The organism is Senegalia sp. (in: firmicutes) (assembly GCF_052088025.1).
In the GTDB taxonomy this organism is placed as follows: domain Bacteria; phylum Bacillota; class Clostridia; order Tissierellales; family SIT17; genus Anaeromonas.
In genome coordinates this window covers 1-15,953 of sequence record NZ_JBQCYD010000052.1, presented here as the reverse complement: position 1 = coordinate 15,953, position 15,953 = coordinate 1, and the positions used below count along the sequence as shown (strand labels likewise).

16 protein-coding genes are annotated in these 15,953 nt (G+C 27.6%); 4 read left to right on the top strand and 12 right to left on the bottom strand.

Going from position 1 to position 15,953, the window contains the following annotated elements:
* Positions 1-1,121 (bottom strand): aldo/keto reductase (locus tag ACTHUW_RS11150; protein WP_442213308.1); only part of this gene is annotated, 1,121 nt, incomplete at its 3' end.
* Between the two features lie 348 nt (positions 1,122-1,469).
* Here ACTHUW_RS11150 and ACTHUW_RS11145 point away from each other — a divergent pair.
* Both ACTHUW_RS11145 and ACTHUW_RS11140 read left to right on the top strand, forming a co-directional pair.
* Positions 1,470-1,979 carry an RNA polymerase sigma factor gene (locus ACTHUW_RS11145; RefSeq protein WP_442197786.1) on the top strand — a complete coding sequence of 170 codons (510 nt, stop codon included), beginning with the start codon at positions 1,470-1,472 and terminating at the stop codon, positions 1,977-1,979.
* Complete coding sequence (locus ACTHUW_RS11140; protein WP_442197785.1) at positions 1,969-2,925, top strand: anti sigma factor C-terminal domain-containing protein; 957 nt, start codon at positions 1,969-1,971, stop codon at positions 2,923-2,925. The genes ACTHUW_RS11145 and ACTHUW_RS11140 overlap by 11 nt, the downstream gene beginning before the upstream one ends.
* Positions 2,926-3,044: 119 nt before the next feature.
* Here the strand turns inward: ACTHUW_RS11140 and ACTHUW_RS11135 are convergent, their stop codons facing one another.
* The 3 genes from ACTHUW_RS11135 to ACTHUW_RS11125 are packed head-to-tail and all read right to left on the bottom strand — an operon-like array spanning position 3,045 to position 5,926.
* Complete coding sequence (locus tag ACTHUW_RS11135; RefSeq protein WP_442197784.1) at positions 3,045-3,710, bottom strand: DUF6320 domain-containing protein; 666 nt, start codon at positions 3,708-3,710, stop codon at positions 3,045-3,047.
* A 12-nt stretch (positions 3,711-3,722) separates the two neighbouring features.
* Positions 3,723-4,994, bottom strand: coding sequence for a hypothetical protein (locus tag ACTHUW_RS11130; RefSeq protein ID WP_442197783.1), 1,272 nt, complete (start codon positions 4,992-4,994; stop codon positions 3,723-3,725).
* Positions 4,995-5,005: 11 nt separating this feature from the next.
* On the bottom strand, positions 5,006-5,926 hold the full coding sequence (locus ACTHUW_RS11125) for an alpha/beta hydrolase (protein ID WP_442197789.1): 921 nt from the start codon (positions 5,924-5,926) through the stop codon (positions 5,006-5,008).
* Between the two features lie 198 nt (positions 5,927-6,124).
* On the opposite strand from ACTHUW_RS11125, the gene ACTHUW_RS11120 reads away from it, so the two are divergent.
* Positions 6,125-7,312 (top strand): 5-bromo-4-chloroindolyl phosphate hydrolysis family protein, encoded by a 1,188-nt coding sequence (locus ACTHUW_RS11120; protein ID WP_442199480.1) that lies wholly within the window; start codon positions 6,125-6,127, stop codon positions 7,310-7,312.
* Positions 7,302-8,417: a toxic anion resistance protein gene (locus ACTHUW_RS11115; protein WP_442197781.1), complete on the top strand. Its 1,116-nt coding sequence runs from the start codon at positions 7,302-7,304 to the stop codon at positions 8,415-8,417. The genes ACTHUW_RS11120 and ACTHUW_RS11115 overlap by 11 nt, the downstream gene beginning before the upstream one ends.
* 44 nt (positions 8,418-8,461) lie before the next feature.
* Here ACTHUW_RS11115 and ACTHUW_RS11110 read toward each other — a convergent pair whose 3' ends face one another.
* From ACTHUW_RS11110 to ACTHUW_RS11075, 8 genes are all read right to left on the bottom strand, one after another.
* Complete coding sequence (locus tag ACTHUW_RS11110; RefSeq protein ID WP_442210947.1) at positions 8,462-9,439, bottom strand: MBL fold metallo-hydrolase; 978 nt, start codon at positions 9,437-9,439, stop codon at positions 8,462-8,464.
* A 30-nt stretch (positions 9,440-9,469) separates the two neighbouring features.
* On the bottom strand, positions 9,470-10,222 hold the full coding sequence (yaaA, locus tag ACTHUW_RS11105; RefSeq protein WP_442213306.1) for a peroxide stress protein YaaA: 753 nt from the start codon (positions 10,220-10,222) through the stop codon (positions 9,470-9,472).
* Positions 10,223-10,241: 19 nt separating this feature from the next.
* Positions 10,242-11,639, bottom strand: a complete 1,398-nt coding sequence (locus ACTHUW_RS11100; protein ID WP_442213304.1) for an MATE family efflux transporter — start codon at positions 11,637-11,639, stop codon at positions 10,242-10,244.
* 95 nt (positions 11,640-11,734) lie between these two features.
* Positions 11,735-12,577, bottom strand: coding sequence for a lipoyl synthase (gene lipA / locus ACTHUW_RS11095; protein ID WP_442213302.1), 843 nt, complete (start codon positions 12,575-12,577; stop codon positions 11,735-11,737).
* 21 nt (positions 12,578-12,598) lie between these two features.
* Positions 12,599-13,594, bottom strand: a complete 996-nt coding sequence (locus tag ACTHUW_RS11090; RefSeq protein WP_442213300.1) for a lipoate--protein ligase — start codon at positions 13,592-13,594, stop codon at positions 12,599-12,601.
* A 160-nt stretch (positions 13,595-13,754) separates the two neighbouring features.
* Positions 13,755-14,030 carry a ribosomal protein L7/L12 gene (locus ACTHUW_RS11085; protein WP_442197776.1) on the bottom strand — a complete coding sequence of 92 codons (276 nt, stop codon included), beginning with the start codon at positions 14,028-14,030 and terminating at the stop codon, positions 13,755-13,757.
* A gap of 117 nt (positions 14,031-14,147) precedes the next feature.
* Positions 14,148-14,825 carry an N-acetylmuramoyl-L-alanine amidase family protein gene (locus ACTHUW_RS11080; protein WP_442213298.1) on the bottom strand — a complete coding sequence of 226 codons (678 nt, stop codon included), beginning with the start codon at positions 14,823-14,825 and terminating at the stop codon, positions 14,148-14,150.
* Between the two features lie 117 nt (positions 14,826-14,942).
* The gene (locus tag ACTHUW_RS11075) at positions 14,943-15,866 is read right to left on the bottom strand and encodes a site-specific integrase (protein WP_442197774.1); all 924 of its coding nucleotides are present in this window, start codon (positions 15,864-15,866) and stop codon (positions 14,943-14,945) included.
* Between the last annotated feature and the right edge of the window lie 87 nt (positions 15,867-15,953).

Here is a 15,953-nt window from a genome sequence, read left to right as displayed (position 1 = left end):
ACTACCTTTTCAAGTTCTTTACTTATTTCTATTGATTGTGGACAATGAGTTTCACAAATTTTACATTGTATACAATGAGATGCATCCTTTTCTTTTAAGTTTTCATATCCTTTTTCTTCATCAAACATGTAATAATTATTATAGATTGTAAAGTTTCTAGGAATATCAACTCCTTGAGGACAAGGCATACAATATCCACAAGTCGTACAATTAACTTTTATTCTACTCTTATAAATATCTTTTACCTTTTCAACAGCATTTAATTCTGATTTAGATAAGGAGTTTGCTTTTGCTTCTTTAGATATATTTATATTTTCTATTACCTGATCCATAGTACTCATTCCACTAAGTATTATAGAAACCTCAGAATGATTAAGGACCCATCTTAATGCCCACTCAGCAGGGGATTTTTCCTTATCTTCATTGTTAAATACATCCATTGCTTCTTGAGGAAGTCCTGCTGCTAATTTTCCACCTCTTAAAGGTTCCATTATAACTAGCCCAAGATCCTTAGATTTTGCATATTTTAACCCATCAAGTCCTGCTTGATAATCTTCATCCAAATAATTAAATTGTATTTGACAAAAAGAAAAATCATAATAATCTATAATTTCGTTAAAGTATTCTGCTTTATCATGATAAGAAAATCCAGCATATTTAATCCTGCCATCCTCAATTGCACTATCTAAAAATTCATCTACCCCAAGAAATTTTAATTTTTCCCACACTTTTTTATTTAAGGTGTGTAATAAATAAAAATCAATATATTCTATTTCAAGTCTTTCTAACTGCTCATTTAAATATTTATCCATATCTTCTCTAGTTTCAATTAACCATGTAGGTAATTTTGTAGCAATTTTTACTTTTTCTCTATATCCATCTTTTATTACTTTTGCAACAAAAGGTTCACTAGATCCTTTTTCACTCATACCATTTCCATGATAAGGATAAGCTGTATCTAAATAATTTAAACCATTATCAATCGCATATCTTACCATCTTCATAGATTCACCTTCATCAATCTTAGATGAATCCCCACCAGGTAAAAGTGGAAATCTCATGCAGCCAAAACCAAGAATAGAAACCATTTCATTTGTTTTGCCAAATCTTCTATATAACAATCTATTCACCCCTTTTAAATGCTTAAATAAGTATATTGATATTATATCATTTAATTAGAATTATTGGAATATTTAATCTATCTTGATGATTAATTTTAATGATGTATAATTAATATAGTTAGATTATTTATAAGGAGTTGTAAAGTTTATCGAAGATAATGTAGATTACAGTGAGCTAAACACAGATTTTATTATTTGATAAATATAAAAAAAGGCTTAAATTCTAATATTAGAATTTAAGCCTTTTTTTTATAAATGATATAATTAATAAAATTAATTTTATTAAAACTGTATACATTTTAGCTTTTAAATTGTCTTATTAGTAAGAGAAAGGAAAGGAGGAAGATTTTGAATAATGATATTTTAATAGAACTATATAAAAGTAAGTCTAAAATGATTTATAGATATTTAATTAAAAGAGGCTGTTCAAAAGAAGAAGCAGAAGATATCATGCAAGATAGCTTTGTTAAGGCTATAGAATATATTGATATAGTGGATATTCAAAAATTTCACTCCTGGCTTTTTACTGTAAGTATAAATAACTATAATAATTATATTAAAAGAAAAAATATCATAAAAGAAATTAATTTAGAAGATAAGTTTTTTTATAATATAGTAAAAGATAAGAATAATGTTGAAGAAACCATAATTCAGGAAGTAGACTCTATAAAGATAAAAGAAATATTAAACAATTTAAAAGAAATATATAAAACGCTTTTAATATTGAAATATGATATGGATTTAAGCTATAAAGAAATTGGTGAAATTTTAGATATGAAAGAAAACACAGTAAAAATTTATCTCTATAGGGCTAGAAATAAATTCAAGAAAATTTGGAGGGATAAAAATGAAAAGTAATTTAGATGATAATTTAGAAGAAAAAAATTTAAATCAAAAATTAAAGAAAATGAAAAGAAAATCAATTTTCAAAACTACTATTATATCAATTTTAATATCTATAGTAGTACTCACTATAGGTGTATTTTCAAATATTTATATAAATATTAAAGAAAGCGAAAAAGCACAAGAAATTGAAAACATCTTAACTAAATTAAGAATCCCTAATGGATATATTTCAGAAGCTTCTTATGATTTTGGTGTTCTAGGTGGCAATGCTAACTACAAGATATCAAAAGAAGTAGGTCCTAAATCAGTTGTTCTAAGAGATTATAGAAAACAATATGGATTGCTTCCTATTCCAGGCTCTATGCATTATTATAGTGGAGTTTGGGCTGTTAGAGATAATGAGGAAATAGCACCAGATTTTTGGGATACGGGATATAGAAAGATGATATTTTATCATCCTAAAATAAAATATGAAATGTATAAAAATGATTTAGAAGTTCTAGATCAAATACCAGAAGGAAAATTCATAGAGATGGGTATATCTTTTGACAAAGAATATGATATGAATGATGTAAGTATAATGTTAGCTGATGTGAATGTATCTTGGGTATGGTTAGATTTATTTACAGATCAGTATATGGATGAGATAAAATACGCAGCGCAAAATTATGATGCTAATGCCGCCTATATACCTGAAAATGACATTCTTGGAGTATCCTTTCATAGAATAGATGTGGGTACTTCACGAGTATTAAATTCAAGAGTTGAAGATTTATTTGACTTATTAGATAAAAGTCCTATAGATGAGTATAGTAAAATATATGAAAAATATCATGATAAAGAAGAACCTAAAATGCTTGGGGCTATTGTATATGGAACTAAGGATGAGCTAATGAAATTAAAAGATAATCCACACATAAAAGCAACTTCTATAGGAGTAGTTGAAGACATATATTAGAAAAAAGCCTTAGATTGGAGATTCTAAGGCTTTTTCTTATTTTATTCTAAAATAAAGTGTGCTTTTATAACATAACAATTAAGTACTCTAAGAGGATTTCTTAGATTTATTCTATTTCATCATATATGCATCCTTTTATTCATTTCTGATTTTATTTCTTTACCTTGAAATATAAATATAGCAGATATAGAAATAATACTAAATCCAATACTTATAATAGATGGATATAGGATATTTACTAAATCAAATATTATAAATACTACAGGTATGATGCCAAATATACCATCTAAAAGTACATAAGTTATATAATCTCTAACACTTAATTTCATTATTTTTGCTGTTACATACATTATAATCATAGCTGAAACACAAGCTATTGGTATAACATAATCTAAGGACCAACCTATCCATCCAGTTGCATAATCCCAAAATATAGCAAAAATAGATATGACTATAACTTGCCACAATATTTTTTTAGGTATATGATATCTTTTTTGAACTATAATTATAAGTCCAACCCAAATACTTACTACTCCAAGCATAAATAATATTAGCCAATTTATATCACTTTTAAATATTATATTAATACCAACACTTACTACTAAAGCTACTATAGTTATAAATATCATTATTTTAATAGCTAAGTGACTCTCATAGAAGGGTGGTATTTCCGGATATATATCTTCATTTTCTATTTTTACTTCTTTTTCTAATATATTCTCACAAAGAATACATCTATCATGTTTTCCTCTTATATATACCTTGCAATGTTTACAATACTTCATATTGACACCTCATTACATATTTGATGTAATTTTTATTTTTATATTTCTGTCTGAAAGAAATTGAAAAAATAATCTTTGTATATCAGTTTCTATATAGGGAGATGTAAATGTGATTACAAATCTATCATTATATGAACAAAATGTTATTTTTGGAGTCCTTGCACTTACACATATGCTAAATTGTCTTATATAGCCTTCAAATTTACTGTCTACTTTTATTTTACCTATATTTGATATTGAAGAAGTTATCCTTCTATCATTAAGCTTATCTGCAATTTTCATAAATACATCTTTTATACTAAGAGGTATAATCCTAGCCAAAGGATTGTTTTCAAATTTCATAAACCTAGCAAGCTTTAGTTGAATATTTTCTTCTTCTAATTCTTTTTTAAATTTTTCATCTACATATCTTATTATATCTTTAAATTCTGAGCTATTATTTTGAAAATCATAGCTTATATTCATAGTAGTAAAAAAATTTCTAGCAGTTGCTGACTTATAATATCCCCTTAAGTTTATAGGTACAGAAATTACCACTTGCTTTTTTCTTTTGTTTTTTGGCATATCTAAATAAATTGAATATATAAGAAGTGAGCTTAAAAAAACAGTTATACTACTACCATATTCTCTAGATATATTTAGAAGCTCATCTGCATACATGCTTCCTTCAATAACTTTCATCTTATTTTCATCTATTCTCTTTCCCTTTATTTTATAAGCAGTTTTATATTTATTTATTCCTATATTTTTAACTTTAATATTTGGGCTATAATTTCTAAAAAAACTATCATCCATCTTTTGACTTATAGATGCCCCATATTCAAAATCAGGAATAAAACCATCTAACTCATCCTTATAATTATATTTCATATAATGAAATATCAAAGTTTCTAAAAACCATATAGCACCAGCTCCATCAGATAATGCATGAAATAATTCAAAGTTTATTTTTCTTTTGTAATAAGAAACCCTAAATAAGAGATTTCTCTTGCCTTCTATGTATAGAGCAGCACATGGATTTGTAGTTTCTATTTCTACTTTAGGACTTATATTACTTAATTCAAAGTAATACCAAAAAAATCCTCTTCTAAGTATGGATTTGTATATTGGAAAACTTTCAATAGTTAAATCTAGTGCCTTTTGCAAATTTTTAGGATTTATATCATCATATAATTCTGCTGATATTCTATATACCTTTGTATCTTTATTATTTGAAGTTGCTGGAAATATCTTAGAGGCATTATCTAGTCTTTTCCATTCTATTTTTTCTTTTTTATCTTTCATATCTTCACCACTTATTTTTTAGTTTCATTTAAAAAAGAGTTAATATACTTATATGTTTCAGAGATTTTATCTGTATTTATAGAATTTGAGAAAAATCCATGAATTGCATCCTCCACCCTGTGTATTTTAACATTATTTCCAAAATCTCTAAGTTTATGTCCATAAGCTTCCCCTTCATCTCTTAAGGGATCGTATTCTGCTGTAATTATAAGAGTATCTGGCTGATTTTTTAGGTCACTAGAAAGTATAGGGGCAAGATAAGGGTTTAGTTTATCTTGTTCATTTTTCACATAAAGATCTAAGTAATCTTGAATTCTCTTTGATGTCATTATATAATCACTTCCATTTTCATGTACAGAATCATATGGAGAAGTCTCTGAATGATCATAATTTGTAGCTGGATAAATTAAAATTTGTTTTTTAGGATAAAATTCTTTTCTATCCCTAGCCATAAGTGATACTACTGCTGCAAGATTTCCACCTGCACTATCTCCTAATAGGGTGATATCTTCTTTTTTAGAATTTAAAAGTTCAGTTTTATTAAATATTTCTTTAGTTACAAGATAACAATCCTCTAATCCTTTTGGAAATGGATTTTCAGGTGCCAGCCTATAGTCTACAGATACTACAATATGTCTTGTATTATTTGCCATATTTCTACAAACATTTGTATAGCTATCTATATCACCTGTGACCCAGCCCCCTCCATGAAAAAATATAATTACCTTTTCACTTGCATCTTCTTCTGGTAAAAAAACTCGAACTGGTATCTCCCTTTTTTCTACCATTATTTTATGATCTAATGTTTTATATTCTTTTTTTATAGGAGGATTAAAAAATTTAATGACTTTTCTATATGCTTTATAATTTTTCTTTAAATTAAAATGAGGTATAGATAAAATCTTTAAAATACTCTTCTTTATGGGTTTCATAGAAATCTCACTTTCTAAATATTTTGTTAGTCTCATTATATATTAATTGATTTAAAAAACAAACTTTAATGAAATTTCTTTAATACATTTTTTTGCAAATAAGACCTATATTCTGATAAATATATGTAAAAATCACATATTATGATATAATATATATATGATATATAAAAAATAAAGTTAACTACTTTGGAGGTAATTATGACTAGACAAGGTAAAAACTTAGGTGATGAGATTAAAAAAATAGTACAAGATTCACTAAATAATAGAGATTTCAACAAATTAAATAAAGATATTAAAATATTTGTAAAAGGTGCATTAGATGAAGTAAAAGGTTCTATAGATTTAAAAACAAAAAAAAATCATTATACTAAAGTTAATTATAATATTCCAAAAAAACCAACTAAAAAAAATAAGTTAGAACAAAGCAAATATAGTGTTCCTGTAGGACAGCTTTCAAGCTTAGTACAAATCATCTTTGGAATTGTAGGGAGTTCAATATTTGGAATTATTGCCTTTGTAATGATTCTATTAGGTTATTCTACAGGTGGAGGAAGAGTATTTCATACTATAGCTATAGGGATTTCACCTCTATTCATTACAAGTATAATATTGTACTTCAATGGCAAGCGTATGAATAAAAGACTAAAAAGATTCAAAAGATATGTATCACAACTTAAAGGACGAAGTTATTCTTCTATCAAAAGTTTTTCTAATATTACTGGCTTAAGCGAAAGAGCTGTAGTAAAAGATTTGAGAAAGATGATTGAAATAGGTATGTTTCCTGAAGGTCATATTGATGAAAAGAATACTTATTTCATATTAAACACTCAAACTTTTGAAGAATATCTAATTCTTCAAAAAAGTATAGAAATGAAAAATAAGGTTGATAAGGAAGAAAGAATTAAAAATAATAGATTGGATCCACAGGTTAAAAAAACAATTGATGACGGAAATAATTTCATTGAAAAAATCAAAAAATCAAATGAAATGATTCCAGGGGAAGAAATTTCAATTAAGCTTGATAAGTTAGAAGATATAACTAGGAAAATCTTTGCTTATATAGAAACTCATCCAGAAAAACTTGCTGAAATAAAAAAGTTTACAGAATATTTTTTGCCTACAACATTAAAATTAGTTGATGCATATAAAAAGTTAGATTATCAATCAATAGATGGTGATAATATTTCAAATTCAAAAAAAGAAATAGAAGATACTATGGATACCATAAATTTAGCATTTAAAAATTTACTTGATAGCCTATTTGTAGATATGGCAATGGATATATCTACTGATATAACAGTTTTAAATACCTTGCTTAAACAAGAAGGTTTGACAGAAGATGAGATAATGTCTAGAAATACAAGGGAGGAAAAAGATGAACAATGATATACCAACATTAAATTTTGATCCATTTGAAGAAAAAAATATATCAGAAGATGAACTTCAGATTAAAGATAAAGAATTTGACGAAAGTATGCTTTCACCTGATGAGAAAAAAGTTGTAGATGATTTTGTAAATCAAATTGATTTAAATAAATCCAATCAAATATTACAATATGGTGTAGGTGCACAAAAAAAGATAGCAGATTTTTCAGAAACTGCCTTAAACAATGTAAAAACCAAAGATCTAGGTGAAATCGGAAAGATGCTTACGGGAGTTGTTACAGAATTAAAAACCTTTGATGAAGAAGAGGAAAAAGGATTTTTAGGTATTTTTAAAAAGTCTTCTAATAAAATCACAGCAATGAAAGCAAAGTATGATAAGGCAGAAATAAATGTAAATAAAATCTGTGAGGCCTTAGAAAAAAATCAAATTCAACTTTTAAAAGATATAGCTATGCTGGATAAAATGTATGATTTAAATAAGACATATTTTAAAGAGCTATCTATGTATATCTTAGCTGGAAAAAAGAAATTAGATAAAGTGCGAAAAGAAGAACTACCTGCCTTAATTGAAAAATCTACATCTTCTGGAAAACAAGAAGATGCTCAAGCAGTTAATGATTTAACCGCACTTTGTAATCGCTTTGAGAAAAAAATTCATGACCTAGAATTAACTAGAATGATTTCGCTTCAAATGGCACCACAAATTCGTTTGGTTCAAGGAAATGATACTATAATGGCAGAGAAAATTCAATCAACTATAGTAAATACTATTCCTCTTTGGAAGAGCCAAATGGTCTTATCTTTAGGAGTTACTCATTCTACTCAAGCTGCAAAAGCTCAAAGGCAAGTAACTGATATGACAAATGAATTGTTAAAGAAGAATGCTGAAACTCTGAAAATGGCAACTGTTGAAACAGCAAAAGAATCAGAAAGAGGAATAGTAGATATTGAAACATTAAAATCCACAAATGAATCTTTAATATCAACTCTTGATGAAGTGATGCGTATTCAAATAGAAGGTCGTCAAAAAAGAAAAGAAGCAGAAACAGAGCTAAATAAAATTGAAAATCAATTAAAAAATAAACTTTTAGAGATAAAAGAATAAATATATTAGAAAAATGCCTTAGAATCTTAATCTAAGGCATTTTATTACTTTAATCTAAAATAAAGGGTACCATCCTTTATTTCTTTTTCTATTTTTCCACTTGCATATAAATGTTCTAAATGAGCCATCGCTTCTCCTGTAGCAAACCATTTTTGTGGTCTTGGGAAATCATCCCAATCCTTTGCTCTGATACTCCAAGTCATTTTAGATGCAACATCTCTTACGCTTAATCCGTCAAAATTTAGAATTGTTAAAATTTCGTTCAGCCTATCTTTATGATGTTGTATTAATTCTTCTATCCTTTTTTTATGGTCATCTACACTTTTTCTATGAGCAGTAAATAAATGCTCTATATCAAATGAATAAATTTTATCAAGACTATTAAAATATACACCTAATATATCTTGTTCAAATCCCCAAAATCCAATATTGGGAGTAATACCATTTAAAATATGATCACCACTAAAAAATATCTTATGTTTTTTTTCATATAAACCCATATGCCCTGGAGTATGTCCTGGTATGAAAACTAATTCAAAAGAATATTTTCCAATATTAATTTTATCGCCTTCTTTTAAATAATTAAAGTCTATAGCTTCTTTTAAAACATATTTATAACCTGGGTTCTCCTTAAATGTTATCTTATCATCTTTTAAACCAAATAATACTTTAAGCTTATCACGTTCTTTCCAATATGACTCTGTAGTCATTTGGTTTATTATATCTCCATCTATTTCTCCTGTATATATATTTACACCTTGATCTTTGAATATATTAGCCATACCCGAATGATCTGAATGTAAATGAGTGATAAATAACTCTGTATCTTTAATTTCAAGATTCAACTCATTTAATCCTTCCCTTAAGGCATCTAAGCATTCCTTTTTATTAAATCCTGTATCTATTATTAAAGATTTATCTTCTCCCTTTATAAGATAACAATTCAATGCTTTTAAAGGATTATTTGGTAATATTATTTCAATCATATAAATATCTTCATATACTTTAGTAACCAATTCCACACCTCATTTTTATGTTTTATATAGAAATTATTATTTTGTTTTAATAAAAACATAAGTATTGTCATCTGATAGTTCTTCTTTATAAATATAATTTAATCTATTGAATTTTTTTATATCATTTGCAAACTTAAGGTTGTTTTCAGCCATAAAACGCACCATTTCACCTCTTGCCATTTTTGCTAAAGTAGCTTTTTGCTTCACCTTGCCTTCAATTATCTCACCAAAAATACATGTTATGAATTTTATATTTTTATTTAGATATTTAGAAATAGTTTTGCTGTATTCTTTTGATGCAAGATTTATAATGCAATTAGTTTCAGCAAATATGCTTTTAGCAATTTTTTCTTCCCAAAATTCATAAAGTGATTTATATTCCCACTCTATGAATTTGGATTTCATTTCTAATCTATAGGGCACAATGCCATCAAATGGTCTTAATATTCCATATAAGCCTGATAAAATACGTAAATGTTCTTCTATATAATCTAGTTGATTATATGTAAATACTTCTGATCCCATATATTGATACTGTAATCCTTCAAAAGCTAATATTGAGGGTGTTAAATTCTTATATAAATCCATATCTTTAATTCTATTAAAATTTTTACCTGCAAGATTATCACTACATTTCCAAATAGATTTTAATTCCTTATAATTTAGAGTCTGTAAATAATCTAATAGCATATTAGATTTATCAATAAATACTGGCATCTGTCTATGAGTAAGACTATCATTATCTATTTCCATTGTCTTAGCTGGCGAAATAATAATTCTAATATTCATCACCCCTTATTATTTAATATTAATTATTTGTATCCTTTATTTTTACACACTGCCAATCTTTCTTTTTAAATAACAAATAACTTAGAAGTCCAGATATTACAGTAGATACAGCTATACCTATCCAAACACCTGTAGGACCAAGATTAAAGCTAATAGCTAGTATATAACTTAGGCTTATCCTTATAAATATCCAAGATACTAGTGTGATTAAAAATGGATATTTCGTATATCCTGCCCCCTGCATGGTTCTAGACAAAGTTATTGTAACAGCATGAAGTGGTTCTGATAGTCCTATTATAATTAAAAAGGTTTTTCCTATTTGTAAAACTTCTGGATTTGATTCATTTAGGAAAAATTTTATTAGTGGTGTTGAAAATACAGCAAATATAAATGCTAATACTCCCATTAAAATAGCTCCAAGTAAAGCACATATTTTTCCCATTTTGTATGCTCTTTCAAACTTCTTTGCCCCTATATTCATTCCAGATAATGTAGCTGCAGCAGTACCCACTGCAAGTCCAGGCATAAGAGCATATTGATTAAGATTAGTGCCTATTACATAAGCTGGTACTGCAGCTTCTGCTGTAATAGTTCTAGCAAGTATTGCAAATATAATAAATCTACTTATATTTCTAGAAAGTCCTTGAAAGGCAGTAGGAAGTCCTATACTAATGATTTGTTTTCCAATTTCCCACTTAGGCCTTATCATATCCATTATATCTACTTTAACTACAAATTTACCACTAACTAAAGCTCCCCATCCTAATATTGAACCTATTAATCTAGCTACTAGTGTGCCCATAGCAGCACCTGAGACTCCCATAGCTGGGAATATCCAAAATCCAAATATAAAGATGAAATTTCCTAATACATTCATAGCATTCATTACTATATCTATAATTAATGGAGTTTTTGTATCTCCTGCTCCTTGGAAAATAGATTTAGCCATAAAGTTTAATAAGAAAAAGGGTATGGATATGAAAAATATTGACATATATTCTTTTGCTAAAATAAGTACATTATCATGTACACCTAATATATTTAATATCCATTCATTAGTCAGTAGTCCAGTAGGAATCATGAAGGCTGCTGCTACTATACTTAAAAAAAATGCTTGACCCGCTGTAACTGATACACCTTTATGATCTTCCATTCCTGTAAATCTTGATATCATAGCAACAGTCCCTGTGGATATAGCCATTACTAGTATCATTATAAGCATAATAATATTTCTTCCTGTACCAACAGCAGATATTGCATCTACTCCTAAAGATCCTACCATTTTTATATCTATAGTCCCAATCAAAACTTGAAGCAAAGATTGTAAAATAATAGGCCAAGCTAAATAAATCACATTAAAATATAAGTTTTCATTATTTATAAGAAGCTCTCTCTTACTTATAGATTTCCTACTCATTAATTCACATCCTATTTTGTTCATTGACATCAATAATAAATAGAAAAAGCCTAATTCAAATCAATTTCCATTAGGCTTTTTCTATATGTGATTTATTAAAAGTCTTCTGCATAATATGAACTTCTAACTAGGGGTCCAGATGCTACCCTTTTAAAGCCCATTTCTTTAGCAATTTCTTCGTATTCCTCAAATTTTTCTGGTCTTATATATTCTACTACTGGTATATGAGATGTGCTTGGTTGTAAATATTGTCCTAGTGTTAACATATCACAATCCACTTGTCTCAGTTTTTTAAGTACTCCTATTACTTGGTCTTTCCTCTCACCAAGACCTAGCATAATTCCTGATTTTGTTCTCATATGTGGTTTTACTTGTTTTACATAATTAAGTACTTGTATTGATCTATCAAATATAGCCATAGGCCTAACCTTATCATATAAGGCTGGTACTGTTTCCACGTTATGATTTAATATGTCAGGCTCAGAATTTATTATTATATCTATTAAGTCTTCATTTCCTTGCATATCTGGTATTAAAAGCTCAATACTTACATGAGGTGAAGTTTTCCTTATTTCTTCTACTACTTTTCTAAATTGATTAGCCCCTTGGTCTTTTAAATCATCCCTTGTAACTGAAGTTATAACTGCATGCTTTAATCTTAATTTAGATACAGCCTGTCCAATCTTTTCAGGCTCAATTTCGCTTACTTGGTCTGGTTTTTCACGTGTTACATTGCAAAATGTGCAGTTTCTTGTACAGTTTCTACCAAGTATCATAAAAGTAGCTGTTCCTCTTTCAAAACATTCCATACGGTTTGGACAATTTGCTTCATCACATACTGTATTTAAAGAGAGGTCTCCTATGATTGATTTTACTCCATTTGAAGCACTTCCCCCTTGAATCTTTGTTCTAATCCATTCAGGCTTTCTTACATACATTTATAATTCATCTCCTATTTATTAAATTTCTAAAAGATCATTAATTAAATCTTTTATTGTTAACCCCCTAATATAGTCATCTAACTTTAGATCCTTAAGTTTATGCTCTATATGATCTCTTCTATGCTTTACACCAATCAAGGCTTCTTCTAGCTCCAATATATTTCGCTCACCAAAATAATCTCCATATATTGAAATATCTGTTATTATACTTTTTTCTACATTTAAAGTATATTCTACTAATCCGATAGGACGCTTGACTGAGTTTTCATATTTATATACTGGGGATTTTCCATAGTTCCATTCCCAGCTTTTAAAACTCTTTTCTGAAATCTTTTCAATTTCTTCTATATCATTTTTATTAAATTCGATAATTTTTTCTATATCATGTGTGTCTATTATATAGTTCTTTAAATATTCTCTAAATTCTCCTAGAGCCATAGCCTTATCTAAATGTGGAAGTATATTTGTAACTCTTGCTCCCACTGATTTTACACCTTTGTTTTTAAATTTTATAGACTTGCTTTTAAGAGCAAGTGATAGTTTTGACATATCACAATCAAATAAAATTGATCCATGATGGAGGAGTTTATCTTTCTGAAAATATTGGGCATTACCAGAAAATTTCTTGCCTTCTATTATTATATCATTTCTCCCAGTAAATTCAGCATTTACTCCTAGGGATTGTAAGGCTTCTATAACTGGAAGGGCAAATTTGTTAAAAGAATTTTTCTCTGTACTGCTTTTCTTATCCCTATTAGTGATAAAAGTAAAGTTTATATTTCCAAAATCATTGTAAATAGCTCCCCCACCTGATAATCTTCTTACTACATCAATATTATTATCTTTTACATAGTTATAGTTTATTTCAGTTAAAGTGTTTTGATTTCTTCCTATTAATATTGAAGGCTTGTTAACCCAAAGCATAAAAACTTCATCATGAAAATTATTCATTAAATATTTTTCTGCCGCATGATTAAAAAAGCAACTATTATTGTTATTAATTACATAAATCATTATAGCCCCCCATTTTCACAGAATTTATTTAAATCCAAATAGTTTATAATTTACCATCTCCTATATTATCATATATTAATCATAGCTAACAAGTTACAGTGCTAGATTTTAAAATATAGTCTATACTTTACATTATTACAAAACATTTTCCTCTATTTAGTTAAAAGCTTTTTTCATCTAAATTATCAACATATTTTTTGGCTTCCTTAAGACCCATTCCTGTTTCTTCTCTAAGTCTTTTTATAGCAGGTATTTTTTTATCATCTTCTATAAGTTCTTTTAATTCTTCATCTATGCTTATATCTTCTATACCCATATGCTCCATAATTCTATTTAATTTTTTATCCATATGATTTATCTTAAACTCTGAAGAACCAGGAGAAGCAACTAATATCCCTAGTATCATTAATAATAATGCAATAATCAATGATTCCATATTAAACCTCCTTATTATTTTTTCAATATAGTCCATAAATCTCACCTTTTTCCTTTACATATATACTTATTTTATATCTCATATAAATATATATGTAAAGGAAAGTGATAAATAGTTTTATTTATTTAAATTCAAACTAAAATATCTTTCTATACCCTCAGATATTGAATTAACGATTCTGTTTTGATAATCATCTGTAAGCAAAAGTTTTTCTTCTTTTGAATTTGTTAAGAATCCAGTTTCAACTATTATAGCTGGCATTTTAGTTTGATTGAGCACGATTAAATCTTTTCTTTCTATTATTCCTTTATTTACAGAACTTGTCCCACTAATTAATGAGTCCATCATAATCCTTGCAAATTCATTGTTATTTAAATCATTAGCAGTACTTTCTCTATTCGGATAATAGAGTACTTGAACACCATTGGTAGAATTATTGTTTTCTACTGCATTAGCATGTATACTAATAAAAATTCTAGCTCTTTTTCTATTTGCAATTTTTGCTCTTAGATTATTCTCTAAATATTCATCACTATCTCTAGTTAAAATAACTTTATAACCATTTGAATCTAACTTTTCTTTTAATTTTTTTGCAATTTCTAAATTTACATCTTTTTCATAACTACCCATAACACCAATAGCCCCTGGATCATTACCTCCATGTCCAGCATCTACTACTATAACATTTTCTAATGATTTAAAATTAAATCCCAAAAACGAAGGTCTTTTTAATATAAGTAGTATTAGTAATATTAAAAAGATAATTAAAAGTATTCCTTTAATTCTTCTAAACAAACTTACTCCCCCTTAGAACTATAGCCTTTACATAAATTAATTATAGACTATTTAATAATTTTTTCATAGATAGCAATTATCTTATCATCCTTTATCAGCGTATGTAATTTTAATATTTTATACTAATTGAGATATTGACCTAATGATTAAATCAGTATCTTGATTTTCTAATTCATGTATAATATGCAAATAAGTCTTTTGAGTTGTAGTCATGCTTGAATGACCTAATCTACGAGCAACACTTGCCATTGAAACACCTGCAAATAAAAGTAAGGATGCATGGGTATGTCTCAATCCATGTATGGATATTATAGGTATTTCTAATTGTTTGCAATGTTTAGAAAGAATATTATTAACAGTAGAATTATATACCTTTTTATCTACAAAAATTGGCTTATTTTCTTCCATACCCTTAATTAATCTAACAAATTGGCTGGTTGTCTGCCAATCAATTTGAATTTTTCTGATTGAAGATTTGTTTTTGGTTGGTAAAAATCCTCCCTTACCCTTATAATCCCATGTTTTATTAACAGAAACAGTTTGATAAGAAAAGTCAAAATCACTTGGAGTTAAGCCTAAAGCTTCAGAAAATCTCATCCCTGTCTTAGCAATCAGAAGAATTAACCAGTCCCAATTGATCTCATCTCTTAAATTTAAATTCTTTATCAATGTATTTAATTCAAATTGATTTAAGAATTTTGTTTTTTTCTTTCTTGGTGGTTTTCCTTTTATAATAGCCTTTCTTGTAGGGTCCCTATCTATTAACCCATCATCAACAGCATCAAGTATTGCCCCTTTTAATTGGTGATGAAAGTCCATAGTTGTTTGCCTTTCATGATGAATGGCATATTCATTTAATAATTGTTGATAGGTTGTCCTATTAAGCTCGTAAATCTTGACTGTTGGCATCAACTTTTTAATCCAATTTAAAGTCATTCTATATTTAGCCATAGTAATTTCCCTAACTGCACCTTCCTTATAAATATTTATCCATTGTTCATAATATATAAGGAACAAGTCATCTTTTCTTACTATTTTCATTATTTTCCCTCCTATTTGTTTCAAAAATTACATACGCTGATGAAGGGTGATAAGCTTGTCTAAGCTACTAAAAAAATTGGATATCTC